Origin of the sequence: Nocardioides sp. QY071 (genome assembly GCF_029961765.1) — a bacterium.
GTDB lineage: Bacteria > Actinomycetota > Actinomycetes > Propionibacteriales > Nocardioidaceae > Nocardioides.
Window position 1 is genome coordinate 2,164,717 of the sequence record NZ_CP124681.1, and the last position, 18,751, is coordinate 2,183,467.

The 18,751-nt window shown below is 71.8% G+C and carries 16 protein-coding genes; 9 read left to right on the top strand and 7 right to left on the bottom strand.

The features are described 5' to 3' along the window. Nucleotides 1-108: 108 nt before the first annotated feature. The gene (locus QI633_RS10380; RefSeq protein ID WP_282428903.1) at nucleotides 109-585 is read left to right on the top strand and encodes a pyridoxamine 5'-phosphate oxidase family protein; all 477 of its coding nucleotides are present in this window, start codon (nucleotides 109-111) and stop codon (nucleotides 583-585) included. Here the strand turns inward: QI633_RS10380 and QI633_RS10385 are convergent. Further along, a complete protein-coding gene (locus QI633_RS10385; RefSeq protein ID WP_141799257.1) occupies nucleotides 551-1,555 on the bottom strand; it encodes a 5'-3' exonuclease H3TH domain-containing protein in 1,005 nt (334 codons plus the stop codon). The two genes, QI633_RS10380 and QI633_RS10385, sit on opposite strands and share 35 nt — an antisense overlap. Nucleotides 1,556-1,615: 60 nt before the next feature. On the opposite strand from QI633_RS10385, the gene QI633_RS10390 reads away from it, so the two are divergent. Both QI633_RS10390 and QI633_RS10395 read left to right on the top strand, forming a co-directional pair. After that, nucleotides 1,616-2,020, top strand: a complete 405-nt coding sequence (locus QI633_RS10390) for a hypothetical protein (RefSeq protein WP_282428904.1) — start codon at nucleotides 1,616-1,618, stop codon at nucleotides 2,018-2,020. Nucleotides 2,021-2,034: 14 nt separating this feature from the next. Next, entirely contained in the window at nucleotides 2,035-3,837 is a 1,803-nt protein-coding gene (locus tag QI633_RS10395) for an acyl-CoA dehydrogenase (RefSeq protein WP_282428905.1), read from the top strand. Here QI633_RS10395 and QI633_RS10400 read toward each other — a convergent pair. Beyond that, nucleotides 3,834-4,307 carry an SRPBCC domain-containing protein gene (locus tag QI633_RS10400; protein ID WP_282428906.1) on the bottom strand — a complete coding sequence of 158 codons (474 nt, stop codon included), beginning with the start codon at nucleotides 4,305-4,307 and terminating at the stop codon, nucleotides 3,834-3,836. The two genes, QI633_RS10395 and QI633_RS10400, sit on opposite strands and share 4 nt — an antisense overlap. 120 nt (nucleotides 4,308-4,427) lie before the next feature. On the opposite strand from QI633_RS10400, the gene QI633_RS10405 reads away from it, so the two are divergent. After that, nucleotides 4,428-5,030, top strand: coding sequence for a class I SAM-dependent methyltransferase (locus QI633_RS10405; protein WP_282428907.1), 603 nt, complete (start codon nucleotides 4,428-4,430; stop codon nucleotides 5,028-5,030). Nucleotides 5,031-5,118: 88 nt separating this feature from the next. Here QI633_RS10405 and QI633_RS10410 read toward each other — a convergent pair whose 3' ends face one another. Next, nucleotides 5,119-6,483, bottom strand: coding sequence for a hypothetical protein (locus QI633_RS10410; RefSeq protein ID WP_282428908.1), 1,365 nt, complete (start codon nucleotides 6,481-6,483; stop codon nucleotides 5,119-5,121). 109 nt (nucleotides 6,484-6,592) lie between these two features. Between QI633_RS10410 and QI633_RS10415 the strand changes: the two genes are divergently transcribed. Beyond that, the gene (locus QI633_RS10415) at nucleotides 6,593-7,645 is read left to right on the top strand and encodes an IS30 family transposase (RefSeq protein WP_282426139.1); all 1,053 of its coding nucleotides are present in this window, start codon (nucleotides 6,593-6,595) and stop codon (nucleotides 7,643-7,645) included. A gap of 42 nt (nucleotides 7,646-7,687) precedes the next feature. On the opposite strand, the gene QI633_RS10420 is transcribed toward QI633_RS10415, so the two are convergent. Continuing rightward, a complete protein-coding gene (locus tag QI633_RS10420) occupies nucleotides 7,688-8,674 on the bottom strand; it encodes a glutathione S-transferase C-terminal domain-containing protein (RefSeq protein ID WP_282428909.1) in 987 nt (328 codons plus the stop codon). Between the two features lie 7 nt (nucleotides 8,675-8,681). Continuing rightward, the gene (locus tag QI633_RS10425) at nucleotides 8,682-9,011 is read right to left on the bottom strand and encodes a hypothetical protein (protein WP_282428910.1); all 330 of its coding nucleotides are present in this window, start codon (nucleotides 9,009-9,011) and stop codon (nucleotides 8,682-8,684) included. 177 nt (nucleotides 9,012-9,188) lie between these two features. On the opposite strand from QI633_RS10425, the gene QI633_RS10430 reads away from it, so the two are divergent. Genes QI633_RS10430 through QI633_RS10440 form a run of 3 tightly spaced genes read left to right on the top strand, consistent with a single transcriptional unit; the run spans nucleotide 9,189 to nucleotide 14,871 of the window. After that, nucleotides 9,189-10,685, top strand: a complete 1,497-nt coding sequence (locus tag QI633_RS10430; RefSeq protein WP_282428911.1) for a DUF3375 domain-containing protein — start codon at nucleotides 9,189-9,191, stop codon at nucleotides 10,683-10,685. Further along, nucleotides 10,682-11,404: a DUF4194 domain-containing protein gene (locus tag QI633_RS10435; RefSeq protein WP_282428912.1), complete on the top strand. Its 723-nt coding sequence runs from the start codon at nucleotides 10,682-10,684 to the stop codon at nucleotides 11,402-11,404. Before QI633_RS10430 ends, QI633_RS10435 begins: the two co-directional genes overlap by 4 nt. After that, nucleotides 11,404-14,871, top strand: coding sequence for an SbcC/MukB-like Walker B domain-containing protein (locus tag QI633_RS10440; protein ID WP_282428913.1), 3,468 nt, complete (start codon nucleotides 11,404-11,406; stop codon nucleotides 14,869-14,871). Before QI633_RS10435 ends, QI633_RS10440 begins: the two co-directional genes overlap by 1 nt. A 9-nt stretch (nucleotides 14,872-14,880) precedes the next feature. Here QI633_RS10440 and QI633_RS10445 read toward each other — a convergent pair whose 3' ends face one another. Then, entirely contained in the window at nucleotides 14,881-15,540 is a 660-nt protein-coding gene (locus QI633_RS10445) for a hypothetical protein (RefSeq protein WP_282428914.1), read from the bottom strand. Between the two features lie 46 nt (nucleotides 15,541-15,586). Beyond that, nucleotides 15,587-17,026, bottom strand: coding sequence for a gamma-aminobutyraldehyde dehydrogenase (locus tag QI633_RS10450; RefSeq protein WP_282428915.1), 1,440 nt, complete (start codon nucleotides 17,024-17,026; stop codon nucleotides 15,587-15,589). Between the two features lie 124 nt (nucleotides 17,027-17,150). Between QI633_RS10450 and QI633_RS10455 the strand changes: the two genes are divergently transcribed. Next, nucleotides 17,151-18,554: an aspartate aminotransferase family protein gene (locus QI633_RS10455; RefSeq protein WP_260806063.1), complete on the top strand. Its 1,404-nt coding sequence runs from the start codon at nucleotides 17,151-17,153 to the stop codon at nucleotides 18,552-18,554. The last annotated feature ends 197 nt before the right edge of the window (nucleotides 18,555-18,751 follow it).

The window sequence follows — 18,751 nt, forward strand, 5'->3', positions numbered from 1 at the left end:
TCATGCCGGGTCCTTGGTCCCGTCACGGCGGGTGCATCGGCCCTGTGCGTGCGGGTGCGGGGGCGAGAGGCTCGTGGCGTCAACCGGACGACGTGGAGGGAGCAGGCGATGACCGACCGGTCGGTGCTCATGGAGATGGAGACCGCGGAGTGCGAGCGGCTGCTGCGGGCCGGGGTCTACGGTCGCCTGGTCCTGGTCGCGGAGGGCCGGATCGAGGTCATCCCGGTCAACTACACGACCCACGACGACGCCGTGTGGGTGCGGACCGCCCCGGGCTCGCTGCTCGACAGGTACGCCGACGGCGCGCCGCTGGTGCTCGAGGTCGACCACGTCGACCATCCGCGCTCCCACGGCTGGTCGGTCCTGGCCCGCGGCCACGGCGAGCGGGTGCTCGACGCGGCCCGCACCGCCGCCGAGCGCCGGCTGCACGGGCCGCCGCGCTGGGTGCGTCGCGACGACGAGGTGTGGGTCCAGCTGCGCTGGGAGGAGCTGACCGGGCGCCGTACCGGCGCCGGGTGGGATCCCGCCGCCGGGTTGCCCGTGTGGAGCATCAGGCCCGCGGGACCGACGCCGGGTCTCCGGTGAGGACCCGCAGCGCGAGCGTCGTGGTCGACTCCATGTCGAGGTGGCCGACCACCCGCTCGACGCGGGCGATGTCGAGGGGGAGCAGGCCGGGGGTGCCCGGGACGTCGGGTGTGAGGCCGAGGTCGAGGTCGGTGCGCCCGGCCATCATCCGCAGGTTGAACTCGTAGGTGTCCCGTGCGCCCGGTGCCGAGAGCCGCTTGAGCACGGTCGCGCCGGTACGACGCGCGCCCGTCTCCTCCGCCCACGCGTCCAGCGCCGCGACGACCGAGCGGCCCTCGTCGTGCTCGATGTCGGCCCAGATCTCGCGCATCGAGCCGATGTGGGACAGCAGGTAGGCGGCGGTCTTCTCGCCGATCCCGGCCACCCCGGGCAGGTTGTCGCTGGCATCGCCCCGCACGGCCGCGAACTCGAGGTAGCGCTCCGCCGGCACGCCGTACATCGAGCGCAGGTGGGCCGAGGTCAGCAGGGGAGAGCCGTTGATGCCGCCGTTGATCAGCCGCAGCACGCGGGTGTGCTCGCTGATGTGGGCGAACGAGTCGCGGTCGGAGGTGATGATCACGCAGTCCCACCCGTTCTCGCCGGCCCAGGTCGCCGCCGACGCGTTGACGTCGTCGGCCTCCAGCCCGGGCGGGGTGAGGGTGGCCATGCCGAGCGCGTCGAGCAGCGCGCCGGCCCGGTCCAGCTGGTCGACGAGGTCGGCGTCCTTCTCGGCCCGGCCCGCCTTGTAGTCGGGATAGGCGTCGCGGCGGTGCGACGCCACGCGGTCGTCGAGCCCGAAGATCACCGCGTCCGGTGCGAACTGGTCGATCGACTCGATGATCTGGCGCAGCATGCCATGCAGCGCCCATGCCGGCCGCCCGCCCCGGTCGCGGTGCCGGGTGTGGGCGCGCGCGTGGTGGTTGCGGTGCAGCAGCGACGGCGCGTCGACGGCGAGCAGCAGCCTGCGGGGACGGTCCGGAACGGGGTTCATGGCGATCGCGTCGATCCTAGGACGTACCAGGATCGGCCGCGGACCCGCTAGGCTTCGAACATGCGTTCGGTCCGAGGCGGAGTGGCGGCCCAGGAGTGCCTGCCGCTCGACCTGCCACCGCCCGAGCCCCCGGCCGTCCGCGCCAGGCCGGCGGCGGCCAAGGTCGTCACCGACGGCGAGGACGTGCGGATCCGGCTGCGCAACGACGCGCTCGCCTCCCACGGGTGGCCGGCCGGGACCGAGCTGCTGGTCTCGACCGACCGGCGCCCGCGCCGCGGGGAGGTGGCGCTGGTCCGCGAGGGCGGCCGGCTGAGGATCGGCGTGCTCGAGGTCCAGTTCGGGCGCTCGGCACTGCGCACCGACCACGGCGCGACGCTGCTCGGGGCGTCGGCGCGGATGGTGGGGGTGGTGACCGTGGCAGGTGCACCGCTCGCGGGGATGCCGGTCGTCGTACCTCCGGCGTGAGGCAGGCTGACCCCATGAGCCCCGACCTGCTGCTGGCCCGCCGCGACCTCGCGTTCCTGCTCCACGAGTGGCTCGACGTGGCGGCGCTGTGCGCGCGGGAGCGGTACGCCGAGCACAGCCGCGACACCTTCGACGCGGTGCTCGACCTGTCCGCCGAGCTGGCGGCGGCGCAGTTCGCCCCGCACAACGCGCTCAGCGACGCCCAGGAGCCGCAGTTCGACGGCGAGACGGTCACGATCGTGCCCGAGGTGGGCGCGGCGGTGCGGGCCTTCGCCGAGGCCGGGCTGGTGTCGGCCGCGATGGACGAGTCGGTCGGCGGCGGGCAGCTGCCGCACGTCGTACAGCAGGCGTGCTTCGCGTGGTTCCAGGCGGCCAACGTGTCGACGTCGGGCTACCCGATGCTGACCATGGCCAACGCCAACCTGTTGCTCGCGCACGCCTCACCCGAGCAGGTCGCGCGCCTCGTGCCCCCGATGCTCGACGGACGCTGGTTCGGCACCATGTGCCTCTCCGAGCCGCAGGCCGGCTCGTCGCTGGCCGACGTCGCGACCCGCGCCGTACGCCAGCCGGACGGGACCTTCCGACTGTTCGGCAACAAGATGTGGATCTCGGGCGGCGACCACGAGCTCGGCGAGAACATCGTCCACCTCGTCCTCGCCCGGGTCGAGGGCGCGCCGCCGGGCGTGAAGGGGCTCTCGCTGTTCGCGACGCCGAAGTACGTCGTGAGCGCGTCCGGCGATCGGGGCGAGCGCAACGACGTCTCCCTGGCCGGGCTCAACCACAAGATGGGCTTCCGCGGCACCGTCAACACGGTGCTCAACTTCGGCGAGGGCCGGCACCTCCCGGGCGGTGCGCCCGGCGCCGTCGGCGAGCTCGTCGGCGAGGAGGGCCGCGGCCTCGCGGTCATGTTCCACATGATGAACGAGGCCCGGATCGGGGTCGGCGCGGGCGCCGTCGCGCTCGGCTACACCGGCTACCTGCGCGCGCTCGCCTACGCGCGGGAGCGGGTCCAGGGCCGTCCGCTCGCAGGCAAGGACCCGGCCGCCCCGCCGGTCCCGATCGCCGAGCACGCCGACGTACGCCGGATGCTGCTCGCCTCGAAGTCGTACGTCGAGGGCGGGCTCGCGCTCGTACTGCGCGCCGCGCTCCTGCTCGACGAGCAGCACACCCACCCGTCCGCCGAGGCCCGCGAGCGCGCGGGCGCGCTGCTCGACGTACTGACCCCGATCGTGAAGAGCTGGCCCTCGCAGTGGTGCCTGGCGGCCAACGACCTGGCCATCCAGGTCCACGGCGGCTACGGCTACACGAGGGAGTACGGCGTCGAGCAGCTCTACCGCGACAACCGCCTCAACCCGATCCACGAGGGCACCCACGGCATCCAGGCCCTCGACCTGCTCGGCCGCAAGCTGGTCCAGGCCCGCGGGACCGGCCTGCAGCTCCTGCTCGAGGCGGTCCGGGAGACCGTCGACCGAGCCCGGGGGACGGGTGACGAGGTGCTCACGTCGTATGCCGAGCGGGTGTCGGCCGCCGCCGACCGGTTCGCCGCGGCCGTCGCCGCGGCGTGGGAGTCGGGTGACCCCCACGCCGCGCTGGTCAACGCGACGACGGGCCTCGAGGCGGCCGGCCACATCGTGGTGGCCTGGACCTGGCTCGACCAGCTGGTCGCGGTCGGCGACCGCGGAGGCGCGTTCTACGACGGCAAGCGCGCTGCCGGCCGCTACTTCCTCACCCACGAGCTCCCGAAGGTCGGGCCGATGCTCGACCTGCTCGCGGGCGGTGACCAGCTGTTCAACGAGGTCGACCCGGCCACCCTCTAGCCCACCAGCCGCTCGAGGTTGTCGAGCTCGTTGGTGCGACCGGCGACGATGCGCCCGGTCCACTCCTCGTCGTGCAGCCGCTCGCACTCCATGACGACGTCGGTCCCGGTCGGGGTGCGCTCGAGGGTGACGACGGTCAGGTGGTCGTAGGGGGCGACGCCGGGCACGAAGTCGACCAACGACACGTAGGCCAGCCGGGTCGGCTCGACGACCTCGGTGAACTCCTTGTGCGACGCCGTCGACAGCGGCATCCCGGCCTGCTCCATGAACGCGACCTGCTCCGGGCCGGTCGCCGTCATCGTGTAGTCGAGCGAGCCGCCCGGGCGCACCTCGATCCGGTCGACCGTGGTCTCGAACCCGTCGGGTGCCCACCACGCCGCGATGCCCGCGGCGGTGGTCCACAGCTCCCAGACGCGCTCGGGCGGGACGGGGAGGCTGCGGCGAAGGGTGACGGTGGTGTTGTCCTGCATGGTGGTTCTCCTCAGGGGCGTTGGTGCCATTCACTCCAGGGACGGACCCGGCGCCGGGTTCTCGACATCGACCGCGAAGAATTCCTGGAGGCGATCTGCCACCGTGCGTAGCCTCGAGTCATGACGGGCGATCCCTCCAACATGTTCGAGGCGATCTACGCCGGGGCCGAGGCCGGTCAGGCGCGCCCGCCCTGGGACCACGGCGCCGCCCGGCCCCAGCTGGTGGAGTGGGCTGAGGAGCAGGGGCTGGCGGGCGGTGGCCGCGAGGCGCTGGTGGTGGGGTGCGGCTACGGCGCCGACGCGGAGTACCTGGCCCAGCTCGGGTACCGGACCACGGGCTTCGACTTCGCGCCGACCGCGATCGCCGCCGCCCGGCGCAAGCACCCCGCCAGCACGGTGACCTACCTCGTCGCCGACGTCCTGGACCTTCCCTCCGACTGGCACGGCAGGTTCGACCTGGTGGTGGAGAGCCTGACCGTCCAGTCGATGCCGCCCGAGCAGCACTCGTCGGCCGCGCAGGCCATCGCAGCGCTGGTGGCTCCCGGTGGCACCCTGCTGGTCCTGGCGACCGCGCGCGACGACGGGGTCGAGGTCGCCGGACCGCCGTGGCCGCTGACGCGGGGCGAAGTCGAGGAGTTCGCTACCGGTGGCCTCGAGCTGCGTCGGGTCGAGCGGATCGAGGGCGGGGGCTGGTGGCGGGCGGAGTTGGCCCGAGGGGTGTGACTGGGCGCCTCGTCCTTCCCGGAGAGCTGGGCTGGCGTCCGCGGTTGCCAGCCCACTCGCGGCGAACTGACGCACCGCCGCAGCCAGCTCAGGCAGACGCGGGCGCGCTCCCGTCGTACCGCACGTCATACCGCGCCGGGTAGACCTCGCCGACCAGTGTGCCGGCGGTGGTGCGCAGCGGTTCGACCACGGTCGTGCCGTACCGGGTCACGACGCGGAGTAGGCCGTGTGGGGTCTGCCACCGGTAGGCGCCGAGGCCGAGCTGGCGGGTGCGGTAGGGGAGGTGGGTCTTGGCCCGGTGGTGTCGGCGGGTGAGTGGGGCGTCGTTGAGGTCGCCGGTCTGGCCGGGGGGTCCGTTCTTGTCGTACGGCGTGACGTGGTCGTGGTCCAGGCGGCGGGTGCGGGAGGCGGAGTGGGGGAAGACGTCGCCGCCGGTGCGGAGCTGGGTGCGCTCCTTGCAGGCCGTGGGGTGCTCGTAGGCGTCGACGGCGGTGCCGGAGTTGAGGTCGATGACGGGGTGCAGGTCGATGGAGCGGTGGCGTACCAGGGCGGCGACCTGCTCGAGGAGCATCGGGCCCAGGTCCTCCACGCGGGCGACACCGGTGGCGAGACCGGTGAGGACGGCGGCGTCGATATGGACGTAGACGGTGGCCTTGCGCGGTGCTCGAGTGGTCGTCGGCGCGGGAGGTGTCTCGGGCTCCCGGAGCCCCTCGAGGAAACGGACGGCGGCATGGGGGTCGGCGAGCAGCTCGACCGCGCGGGCACGGAACTGGTCCATGGTCGCGACGTCGTCCTCGTCGTCGGGGACGTGGTGGTCGGCCAGGGCCTGCGCGAGCTCCTCGACGCTCGTGGTGAACTCGAGGGCGCCCGCGTTGGGGAGCCTGAGGGTGATCGGCTGGACGCCTGCCTGGCCGTCGATCTCGGCGACCGCGTCGCCGGCGCGGCGACGGCGGGCGAACACGCCGATGCGGGCCTCCTCGGCGGCGATCCGTTCGCGGTGGGCCTGCGGGTCGGCCTCGATGATGCGCGCCTCGGCGAGCTCGACCAGCTTGCCCGGCGTCAGGTCGCAGGCCGCGGCAACGGAGATGTCGACGATCTCGACCGCGGTACGGGTGAGGTTGCGCGAGAGGTCGGCGATCCTGCGGGCGACCCACACCTCGACGTCGAGGCGCTGGACCCGCTCCCACAGGCGGGGGAGGCGGTGGCGCAGGTCGAGTGCCGCGGCTGCGCGGTGGGAGGTGGCGATCCACCCGGCGTTGCTGGCGACGGCGAACTCGGCCATGCACAGCTCAGAGGTCTGCGGCGTGCCCTCGCCGCCCAGACGCACGAGGCGGTCGCCGCCCAACCGCACTGGTACGGCGCCCGGTTGGGACTGCGGGTCGAGCGAGTGCAGGTCGCACCAGGCCAGGAGCCGCAGCAGCGCGTCGACCTCCAACTGCCTCCTGTGCCGCACGCCGGCCTCCTCGGCAGCGAGCAGCTCCGCTGCGCTGAGGTCCCGGACGCTTGTCAGGCGGTTTCAATCGGCTGTTGCAACTCCATGCGGGAAAGTGGAGGTTGCGCGGATGGCAGGAAAGCGTTTGACCGCTGAGAAGCGGTCGGTGATCGAGCGGGGTTATCGAGTTGGTCTGCCGCAGCGGACGATCGCAGCGTTGGTGGGGGTACATCCCTCGACGATCTCGCGTGAGCTGCGTCGACACCGGGCTACCGGGTACGGGTCAAGGTCGGTGCGAGGCCGGATCGCGCGCGGCGGCGGCAAGGGCTACCGGAATCGATATGACGCAGCCTCGGCCCAGGAGTTCGCCGATCGGCGGGCACGTCGGCGGTGCCGGCGCCGGCTTGACCATGGCCCGTTGCGGGAGAAGGTCTGGGAACTGCTGCGGGCCGACTGGTCCCCGCAGCAGATCGCGGCGATGCTGCCGGTGATGTTCCCCGATGACGAGGCGATGCGGGTGTCCCACGAGACGATCTACCAGGCGCTGTTCGTTCAGACCAAGGGCCAGCTCAAGCGGGAGCTCACACAGCACCTGCGTTCGAAGCGGATGCAACGAAAGCCGCAGGCCAGTGCCGCAAAACGCAGCAGCATCCGACTCAGTGATGATGTGCTGATCAGCGCACGTCCCGCCGAGGTAGAAGACCGCGCTGTACCTGGGCACTGGGAGGGTGACCTGCTGATGGGCGCCAAGGGCAAGGGGTCGATCATCACATTGGTGGAGCGCTCGAGCCGGTACGTGCTGCTGGCCCCGATCCCCGGCCGGCACACCGCCGAGACGACCCGGATGACGCTGGCACAGTTGATCGCCACGCTGCCCACCGACCTGGTGAAGTCGATCACCTGGGATCGCGGCACCGAGATGGCCGAACACGCCAGGTTCAAGGTCGAGACCGGTGTGAGCGTCTACTTCTGCGATCCCTACTCGCCTTGGCAGCGCGGCAGCAACGAGAACACCAACGGCCTGCTCCGCCAGTACTGGCCCAAGAGCTCTGACCTGACTGGAGTCACTCAGACCGAGTGCGACGACGTGGCGCTGCGGCTCAACACCCGGCCCCGCATGACGCTCAACTGGCAAACTCCCGGACAGGTGCTCAACGAGGCACTCGTTGCAACAGCGGGTTGAGTCCGCCTCATACCCGTATGGTATTCGAACAGCGGTTCGAGTTCAAGCGAGCCGGCGAGACAGTGGAGAACTCAGCTTCTCCCGCCCGTGCGGGGCGCGCCAGGGAGCCTCGTCCGGCCCCTTCGGCACGATCCCGGTCGGGTTGATGTCCTCGTGCACGACGTAGTAGTGCTGCTTGATCTGGTCGAAGTCGATCGTCTCGCCGAAGCCGGGCGTCTGGAACAGGTCGCGTGCGTAGGCCCACAGCACCGGCATCTCGCTCAGCTTGTTGCGGTTGCACTTGAAGTGGCCGTGGTAGACCGCGTCGAACCGCGCCAGTGTCGTGAACAGCCGCACGTCGGCCTCGGTGATCGCCTCGCCCATCAGGTAGCGCCGGTCGGTCAGCCGGTCCTCCAGCCAGTCCATCGCGGTCCAGAGGCGGTCGTACGCCGCGTCGTACGCCTCCTGGGTCCCGGCGAAGCCGCACCGGTACACGCCGTTGTTGACCTCGGTGAAGACCCGCTCCATGACCTGGTCCATCTCCTCGCGGCACTCCTCGGGCCACAGGTCGGGCGCGTCGGGCCGGTGGTGGTCGCGCCACTCGAAGAAGAGGTCGTGGGTGATCGCCGGGAAGTCGTTGGTCACCAGCGACCTCGTCGGTACGTCGACCATCGCCGGGACGGTGACGCCCCGGTCGTACGACGGGTCCCGCGCCAGGTAGGCCTGCTCGAGGCGCTCGTAGCGCAGCACCGGGTCGACGCCACCGGGGTCGAGGTCGAAGCGCCAGCTGCGCCGGTCGTGGGTCGGTCCGGCCAGGCCGAGCGAGATGACGTCCTCGAGGCCGAGCAGGATCCGCACGATGATCGACCGGTTGGCCCAGGGGCAGGCGCGGGCGGCGACCAGGCGGTAGCGCCCGGGCTCGACGGGCCAGGTCGGTACGTCGAGGCTGGCGACGTGGGGGTCCTGGCTGTGGCCCTCGTCGCGGGTGATGCGGTCCGGGACGTACCTCGTGTCCCGTTCGAAGGCCTTGCCCTTCGCCGCGTAGGCCACGCCCGGCTCAGTCCTTCTTCACCGCGTCGGCGATGTCGGCAGGAGTGGCGTCGACGTGGCCGGGGTCGGCCTGCGCGTCGATGCCCGTGACGGGCGGCGGGGCAGGCGTCTTGCGGGGACGGGGCTTCGCCACGGGCGCCGGGTCGAGGCCGAGCTCCTCGGTGACGTTGACGGGCTCGTCGGGGGAGATGGTCGGCGTCCGCTCGTCGTCCCCGCCGAGCACCTGCCGAGCGGCCGTCCGGGCCATCCCTACGACTGTTCCGGCAACCGCTGCAGGTGCCTTCGCGGCGGCGCCGGCGATGTGCTTGATCGTGCCGATCGGGGCGAGGTGGATCACGGGGAGCTCCTCCGCTGGTCGGGTTGCGAGACGTCCGGGCGGTACCCGTCGGCGAGACCGCCACTCGTGTCGAGTGGTTAGCGGTGAGCCTGCCTGAAGCGCCGTCGTACCCCTGTGTGATGCTTTTCGTTCGCATCTAGCAGGCCACGCCACGACGACGGACACCGGGGGACAGGGTTGAGCGACATCGCCGCCGAGCTGGCGCGCGTCAAGGGCGCCTTCGCGCAGCCGACGCTGACCCTGCTCCACCAGCGACAGGCGCCGGTCGTGATCACGATCTTCCGGGCCGCGTTCGGCCGCAACAACAAGCCGATCCCGACCGCGCGGCTGCACACCCAGGTCGAGGAGCACCTCGCCGAGATCCGCGGCGCGGGTGACACGGACCTCCCGACGGGCAGCGGGCGCGACATCTGCCAGCGGTGGATGCGGGGGCAGTGGTTGGTGCGCTCGCTCGACGAGCAGGGCAACGAGGTCTACTCGCTGACGTCCCACGCGCAGCAGGCCCTGGAGCTGGTCAAGAACCTCGCGCGCGACCGGGCCACGCTGAGCGAGCACCGGATCGCGACCATCCTGAGCACCGTACGACGGTTCAACTCCGAGGCGAACCCGGACCGCAGCGCGCGGGTGACCCTGCTCAACGACGAGATCGCGCGGCTCAAGGTGGAGCGCGACCGGCTGGTCGACGGGGCCGAGATGGTGAGCGCGACCGAGGACTACATGCTCGAGGGGTTCACCGAGCTGCTGTCGCTGATCAGCGCGCTGCCGAGTGACTTCGCGCGGGTCGAGGAGCGCTTCGCGACCATCCGGACCGAGATCCTGGCGGCCTTCCGGGCCGAGGACCGTCCGGCGGGCGAGGTGATCGACGACTACCTCGCGCGCGCCGACGCCCTGATGACCGCGACCCAGGAGGGCCGGGCGTTCGAGGGAGCGTTCGCGCTGCTGCGCGACGACGGGCTGGTGACCCAGCTGCGCGAGGACCTCAACGCGCTGCTCGAGCACCCGCTGTCGCCGGGCATCCTCGGCGAGGCCGACCGGGCCGAGCTGCGGGGGACCGTCAAGCTGGTGCGCGACGGCCTCGACCGCGTGCTGGCCCAGCGCAGCCGGGTGACCGCGACGCTCAAGGAGTACATCGTCTCCCACGACGCGGCCCGCGACCGTGAGCTGGAGCAGACGCTGCGCCAGGTCGAGTCCGAGCTGATGACCTGGATGTCGACGACCGGGCCGCGGGCCACCCACGAGGTGTCCTTGCTGCCGAGCCGGGTCAGCGTCGACCACCTGCGCGAGCGCTTCCACGACCCGGCCGACGACGTGCTGCCCGAGCCGATCACCGCGGCCGACCCGGCCGAGGCGCCGACCCTGTCGCTCGAGGAGCTGATGGCCCAGGGCGGCCCCCAGCTCGGCTCGCTGCGCCAGCGGCTGGACGACGCGCTGGGGGACCTGGTGCCCGCGGGCTCGCTCGGCGAGCTGTTCGACGCGCTGGAGCCCTCGCTGCGCCGCCCGGTCGAGATCTTCGGCCTGCTCCACCTGGCCGCCGACCGGGAGTGGACGACCGAGGACGCGCTGGAGGAGTTCGCCGCCGTCCGCCCCGACGGGTCGCGGCGCACCTTCGCCGTACCCCGCACCCCGCTTCCCGACCCCGACCTCGAGAACACCCGAGAGGAGTCCCGCCGGTGAGTGTCGAGCTGGACGAGCCGACCGCTGAGAGCGACGAGACCAACGACTTCGACGACCTCGACGAGGTCGCAGACGAGACCTCGGTCTCACTGTTCGAGGGCGACGAGGGCGGACTGGAGTACGCCCAGCGGCACGCGCTTGTCACCCTGCTCAAGCAGCGCTTCATCAGCGCCCGGACCCACCCGCGCGACTGGCAGGTGCTGGTCGAGAACGAGCGGGTGATCCGCTCGCGGCTCAACGACCTCTTCCTCGACCTCCAGGTCGACCCGACCCGCGAGGTCGCCTGGAAGCGGCAGGCCACGTCCGAGACCGCCAGCCGGTTCCCGACCCTGCTCCACGACACCGCGTGGTCGCGCGAGGAGACCCTGGTGCTCGTCCACCTGCGCGACCGGCTGCGGGCCGGTCTGGCCAGCGGCGACGCCCGGGTCTACATCGACCGCGAGGACATCGTCGAGTACGTCGCCAGCTTCCGCCCCGGCCACGCCACCGACGAGGCCGGCGACGAGAAGCGGGCCCGCAACGCGGTCTCCAGCATCATCAAGGCGGGCCTGCTCATCGGGTCCGCGTCCGAGGACCGCTACGAGATCAGCGAGGCCGTCGAGCCGCTGCTCCCGCTCGAGCTGCTGCAGGAGCTGCTCGAGGCGCTCCAGCGGGCCAACGGCTCCGAGGTGGAGGCCGTGGCGCAGGACGACGACCTGTTCGAGGAGGAGGACGCCTGATGTCCGTCGACGAGATGGAGCAGGTCGAGGGCACCGACGGCCTCTTCGACAAGGAGGTCGTCGCGACGCCCGCCGACGACACCGTCCAGTGGCGCGCCGCGCTCCTGCAGCTGGTCAACTGGGGCGGCTTCGGCGGCCTGACCACGGTCCCGCTACGTGGCGACGCGACGATGATCTCCGGTGCCTCGGGTGTCGGCAAGAGCACCATCCTCGACGCCTACACGGCGCTGATGATGCCGTCCGACACCAAGTTCAACGGCGCCTCCAACGACGCCGTCGCGGGCCGGGCCCGCAGCGCCGGCCAGCGCAACCTGCTGTCCTACCTGCGCGGCGCCGTCGACGTCGTCGACAACCCGAAGACCGGGCGGCCCGAGGAGAAGCTGCTGCGCGGCAAGGGCTCCGACACCTGGGGCGCGGTCGCGATGACCTTCGTCAACGACCAGGGCGGTCGGTTCACCGCGGTGCGCACCTACTACGTCCCGCGCCGCGCCGCGCGCTCGGGCGAGGTGCAGATGCAGCTCGCCACCCACGAGGGCGCCCTGTCGCTGGAGACGCTGGAGGTCGCCGTACCCGAGCGCTTCCACGCCAACACCCTCAAGAAGCTGTTCCCCGGCATCCGCGTGCACCGCACGTACGCCGAGTTCGCGGCCGTGCTGCACGCGCGCCTCGGCATCGGAGCCAACGGCGACGGCTCCAAGGCGCTGCGCCTGCTGGCCCGGATCCAGGCCGGCAACCAGGTCCGCAGCGTCGACGAGCTCTACAAGGACATGGTCCTCGAACGGCCCACGACGTACGCCGCCGCGGACCGTGCGATCGAGCACTTCGACGACCTCGACGCTTCCTACACCGCGATGCGCACCGAGGAGCAGAAGCTCGAGCTGCTCGAGCCGATCACCGACCTCCACGAGCGCCAGGTCGCCGCGACCAAGCGGCTCGCCGAGCTCGACTCGTACGGCGTCACGCTCTCCGGCGACACCCCGCTGCGGCTGTGGCTGCTGCGCACCCACCTGCGCCTGATCGAGGCCGCCGTCGCCGGCAACCGCGACTCGCGGCAGGGCACGGTCGAGGCGCTGACCGCCACGCGCTCCGCCGAGACGACGCTCGCCGGCGACCTCGAGGCCGCGAAGGAGGCGCACCGCGCCGCCGGCGGCGGCGACCTGCAGGCGCTGGCCGCCCAGGCCGAGCACGAGCGGGTGATCCGCCAGGAGCGCGGCAACCGGCTCGCCGAGCTCGAGGAGCGGGTCTACCCGCTGGTCGGGCTCACCGACGCCGACGCCCCCGACCTCGAGTCCGCCCTCGACTCGGCGACCGCGTTCGCCGAGCTGCAGCTGCTGGCCCGCAAGCGGCTCACCGCCGGCGAGGCCGAGCAGGCCACGCTGCGCGCCGAGCGCGACCGGGTCCGCGACGCGCTGGTGCCGCTGAAGAACGAGCAAGCGGTGCTCAAGCGCGAGCGGGCCTCGATGGAGAACCGCAACGGCCGGGTGCCGTCGTACCTCCACGACCTGCGGGCCGCCGTCGCCGACGCGAGCGGGCTGTCGGTCGAGGAGCTGCCCTTCGTCGCCGAGCTGATCGACCTCGCGCCCGAGGAGGCGCGCTGGCGTACGGCGATCGAGACCGTCCTCGGCGGCACGGCCCGGATGATGCTGGTCCCGATCGGCCGGCTGGCGGAGTTCTCCAGCGCCATCGACGGCCTACGGCTGCCCGGCAGGCTGACCTTCCAGGGCGTCGAGCTCGAACTGCCCGAGACCGGTCCCGCCGACCCCGAGCGGGTCGCCGGCAAGCTGCTGTTCAAGGACTCGCCGTTCTCCGGCTGGGTCCAGCAGCACGTCGAGGAGCCGTCGCGCAACGCGTTCTGCGTCGAGAGCGCCGCCGATCTCGACGGTCCCGGGTTCCGGGTCACGGCCGCCGGCCAGACCCGCAACGGCGACCGCGGCACCCACGGGCGCAGCGACCACCGCAACATCATCGGCTTCTCCAACGAGGACGCGATCGCCGAGATCGACGCACAGCTCGAGGAGCTCGAGCGCAGGATGGAGCAGGTCGACGCCCAGCTCGCCGACCTCGACCGGCGCGGCCGGCTGCTGGAGCAGCAGCGCAAGGCGTACGACGCCATCGCCATGGTCCGCTTCGACGACGTCGACGTCGCGGGCAGCGACCGGCGCATCGCCGAGCTGGAGCAGCGCCGTACCGACATCCTCACCTCCGACGACCAGCTCAAGGTGCTCCAGGCGCAGATCGACGAGCTGGTCCACCGGCTCGACGACGCGCGCCAGGAGCGGTTCGCGCTCGAGCAGAAGCAGCGCGAGCTCAACTCCGGGCACAGCGAGCTCGTCGACTCCGAGGACCTGGTCAAGGACCGGCTCGAGGCGATGGAGAAGGGCGGCGCCGTCGAGCTGAGCGAGGAGCAGGAGGCCGCGCTGGCCGCCGACTTCGCCGCGGCCGCCGCCCCGGCCGACCCCGAGGACCTCGACCGGTTCGCCGACAACTCCCACCGGCTGGGGGAGCGGCTGCGCACTGCCGTCGCCGACGCCGAGGCCGAGATGAGGCGCTGCGACGACGACCTGGCGCTGATCTTCAAGCACTACAAGTTCCAGTGGGACTCGCCCAACCTCGGCGCGACCGCCGACTCGTACGCCGACTACGCCCGCATCCTCGACGAGATCCGCGGGACGGGCCTCGCCGAGCGCCGCGCGGAGTGGCGCCGCCGGCTCACCGAGTGGAGCGGCCAGGACCTGGTGCCGCTGCTCGGAGCCATGTCCTCCTCGGTCGAGGAGATCGAGGACCGGCTCGAGCCGATCAACGCGATCCTGCGCCGTCTCGAGTTCGGTGGTGCCTCCGGCGACCGGCTCCGGATCCGGCTGCGCCGCCTCGCGCCCGCCCACGTGCAGGTCTTCCTCAAGGACCTGCGGGCCCTGTCGTCCGGGGTGAGCGGCGAGCTCGACGAGGCCGCTCTGGAGAAGAGGTTCACCGACCTCAGCCGGTTCATGCAGCAGCTGCGCAAGCCGGCCCAGTCCGGCGACGGCCCGACCGTCACGACCGACCGCGACCGGCTGCTCGACGTACGCCGGCACGTGGAGATCAGCGCCGAGCGCTATGACCACCTCACCGGCGAGCTGCGCGCGACGTACCGCACGCTGGGGGAGAAGTCCGGTGGCGAGAGCCAGGAGCTGGTGGCGTTCATCGTCGGCTCCGCACTGCGCTTCCGGCTCGGCGACGAGATGCGCTCGCGACCGCGGTTCGCGCCGGTGTTCCTCGACGAGGGCTTCGTCAAGGCAGACTCCGAGTTCGCGGGCCGCGCGGTGCAGGCCTGGAAGGGCCTCGGCTTCCAGCTGATCATCGGCGTCCCGCTCGACAAGGTGACCGGCCTCGAGCCCCACATGGACGAGCTGCTGGCGATCACCAAGAACACCACGACCCACCAGTCGTGGATCACGCCGATCACCAACGCGGAGCCGGCCGAGGGCTGATCGTCGCGGCTACCTGCCCTGCAGGTCCGTGAAGTGGACTCTGCTGGGGGAGGCGATGGTCATCCACGCGCCGTTGTCGCCCGGCCGTGGTCGGCCGATGACCGCGGTGCACCGCAGCGGCTGCTTGCCGCACAGGTCACGGACCACGGCGCCGTCGAGGTCGCCGAGGTCGAACGCCGACGGGCGGGTCGAGGCGACCTCGCCGGCGTCGGTCAGCGACGTGCCGTCCCACAGCATGCTGCGCGCTCCGCCGCCGTCCGGGACGGTGAGCACCGCGTGGGCCTGGAAGAGGACGACCTCGAGCACCTTCGGCGAGCCGGTCTCCTTCACCAGCGCCTCGGCCATGGCCCTGGTCGCGGCCGTGGAGTACAAGTCGACGTCGCCGCTGCCGGAGCTGTGGATCTCGGTGCGGGTGGTGGTCGTGGTGGTCGTCGACGTCGTCGTGCTGTCGTCGTCGAGGGCGCTCACGACGAGCGCGGTGATCCCCGCCCCGGCGCCGCCGAGCACCACGAGGGCACCGACGACGAGCATGCCGACCCGGCGGCGCAGGCGCCGGCGCTCGCCGGCCGCGTCGTACGCCGGGTAGGTGCCGCCTGCGTAGGGCGCGGGTGTCGGCGGCGGGGCGCTGTCGTTCCCGGGTGCGTCGTACGGGCGCCACTGGTCGGCCATGACGAGATCCTAGAGAGCCAGGACCCAGGGGCGTGCTGACGCCGGGTCAGGCTCCCGTGTAGGACATGACGTGCTTGACCCGGGTGTAGTCCTCGAGCCCGTACATCGACAGGTCCTTGCCGTAGCCGGAGTGCTTGAACCCGCCGTGCGGCATCTCGGAGACGAACGGGATGTGGGCGTTGATCCACACCACACCGAAGTCGAGGGCCTTCGACATCCGCATCGCCCGGCCGTGGTCCCTGGTCCACACCGAGGAGGACAGGCCGTACTGCACGTCGTTGGCGAAGCGCACCGCCTCGGCCTCGTCGGCGAAGCGCTGGACGGTGATGACCGGGCCGAAGATCTCGTTCTGGATCACCTCGTCGTCCTGGCGCAGTCCGGAGACGACGGTGGCGTCGTAGAAGTAGCCGCCCTCACCGCCGGCGACGGTGGGCCGGCTGCCGCCGGCCTCGATCCGCGCGTGGTCGGGAAGCCGCTCGACCATGCCCGCCACCCGGGCGAGCTGGTCGGGGTTGTTGAGGGCGCCGTACGCCGCCGCGGGGTCGTCGGGCAGGCCGGTGCGGGTCCCGCGGGCCTGCTCGGCCAGGGCCGCGACGAGCTCGTCGTGGATGCCTGCGCCCGCGAGCACGCGGGTGGCGGCCGTGCAGTCCTGGCCGGCGTTGAAGTAGCCGGCCCCGGCGATCGCCGCGGCGGCCGACTCGACGTCGGCGTCGTCGAAGACCACGACCGGGGCCTTGCCGCCGAGCTCGAGGTGGACCCGCTTGAGGCCGGCGGCGGCCGAGGTGGCGACCTCCATGCCGGCCCGCACCGAGCCGGTGATCGCCACCAGCTGAGGGGTCCTGTGCTCGACCAGCGCGCGGCCCGCCGTACGGTCGCCGCAGACGACGTTGAGCACGCCCGCCGGCAGGAACTCGGCGGCGACCTCGGCGAGCAGCACCGTGCTGGCCGGGGTCGTGTCGCTCGGCTTGAGCACGATCGTGTTGCCGGCGGCCAGTGCCGGCGCGATCTTCCAGATCGCCATCATCAGCGGGTAGTTCCACGGCGTCACCTGGCCGACGACGCCGATCGGCTCGCGGCGGATCCACGAGGTGTGGTCCTTGAGGTACTCGCCGGCGCTCTTGCCCTCGAGGACCCGGGCGGCGCCGGCGAAGAAGCGGAACTCGTCGACGCTGGGCGGCAGCTCCTCGTCGGCGGTGATGCCGATCGGCTTGCCGGTGTTCTCGCACTCGGCCCGCACGAACTCGTCGGCGCGGTCCTCGATCGCCTGCGCGATGCGCAGCAGCGCCTCCTGCCGCTCCTTCGGGGTGGTCTCGCCCCAGGTCGCGAAGGCCCGCTCGGCGGCGCGCATCGCGCGGTCGACGTCCTCGGCGTCGCTGGCCGGTGCGGTCGTGTAGGCCCGGCCGGTCGCCGGGTTCACGATGTCGTAGGTGGCTCCGGAGGCGGCGTCGACGGATGCGCCGTCGATGAAGTTGCGCAGGGCGGTCATGGCTGGGGAGCGTAGCCAGCATCTCCGCCGCGCGAAAGCCCGGGGGCAACGAAATCCGTTGCAAATCAGGCGAGAGGCCACGGATTCACTTGCTGTTTCCGCGCGTGGGCGTCAAGATGGTCGAGTGGTAGACGCAACGGCGCACGACGCCCTCCAGAAGTCCGCGCGGGATCACCTGTGGATGCACTTCACCCGCATGTCGTCGTACGACACGGCCGACGTGCCGATCATCGTCCGCGGTGACGGTGCCTACGTGTGGGACGCCCAGGGACGCAAGTACCTCGACGCCCTCGGTGGCCTGTTCGTCAGCCAGCTCGGCCACGGGCGCACCGACCTCGCCGAGGTGGCGGCCAAGCAGGCCTCCGAGCTCGCCTTCTTCCCGCTGTGGTCCTACGCCCACCCGACCGCGATCGAGCTCGCCGAGAAGATCGCGGGCTACGCGCCCGGCGACCTCAACCGGGTGTTCTTCACCTCGGGGGGCGGCGAGGCCGTCGAGTCGGCCTGGAAGCTGGCCAAGAACTACTTCAAGCTCGTCGGCAAGCCCGGCAAGCACAAGGTGATCAGCCGCGCGATCGCCTACCACGGCACCACCCAGGGCGCGCTGTCGATCACCGGGCTGCCCGGCCTCAAGGCTCCGTTCGAGCCGCTGGTGCCCTCGACCTTCCGGGTGCCCAACACCAACGCCTACCGGGCCTCCGAGATCACCGGCGGCTTCCTCGACGGCTCCGACGCTGCGTCATTGGAGGCCTTCGGCCGCTGGGCCGCCGACCAGATCGCGGTCGCCATCGAGAACGAGGGGGCCGACACCGTCGCCGCCGTCTTCCTCGAGCCCGTCCAGAACGCCGGCGGCTGCTTCCCGCCGCCCCCGGGATACTTCCAGCGGGTGCGCGAGATCTGCGACCAGTACGACGTCCTCCTGGTCTCCGACGAGGTCATCTGCGCCTACGGCCGGCTGGGCCACATGTTCGGCGCCGAGCGCTACGGCTACCAGCCCGACATCATCACCTCGGCCAAGGGCCTCACCTCCGGCTACTCTCCGCTCGGCGCGATGATCGCCAGCGACCGGATCTACGAGCCGTTCGCGCACGGCACCGAGACCTTCCTGCACGGCTACACCTTCGGCGGCCACCCCGTCTCCACGGCCGTCGCGCTGAAGAACATGGAGATCTTCGAGGACGAGAAGATCAACGAGGGCGTCCGCGAGCGCGAGGGCGCCTTCCGCGGCACCCTCGAGAAGCTGCTCGACCTGCCCATCGTCGGCGACGTCCGTGGCGACGGCTTCTTCTACGGCATCGAGCTGGTCAAGGACAAGGCGACCAAGGAGACCTTCGACGAGGACGAGTCCGAGCGCCTGCTGCGCGGCTTCCTCTCCAAGGCGCTGTACGACGCCGGCCTCTACTGCCGCGCCGACGACCGTGGCGACCCGGTCATCCAGCTCTCGCCGCCGCTGATCTGCGGCCAGGAGCACTTCGACGAGATGGAGCAGAAGCTCCGCGCCGTCCTCACCGAGGCGGCGGGGCTGCTGTAGCCGCGGGGACGCGCAGCAGCGCTGCCACCACGCAGCGGCGGTCGGGGACGGTGGGGGTCCCGGGCCGCCGCTTCGTCGTTGACTTGCCCCATCCTCACCGTTGACTTGCCGCATCCTCCGCGTTGAGTTGCCGCATCCTTACCTGCGAGTTGCCCGTCCCACGACGAGACGGGCAACTCGACGAGGAGAAAGCGGCA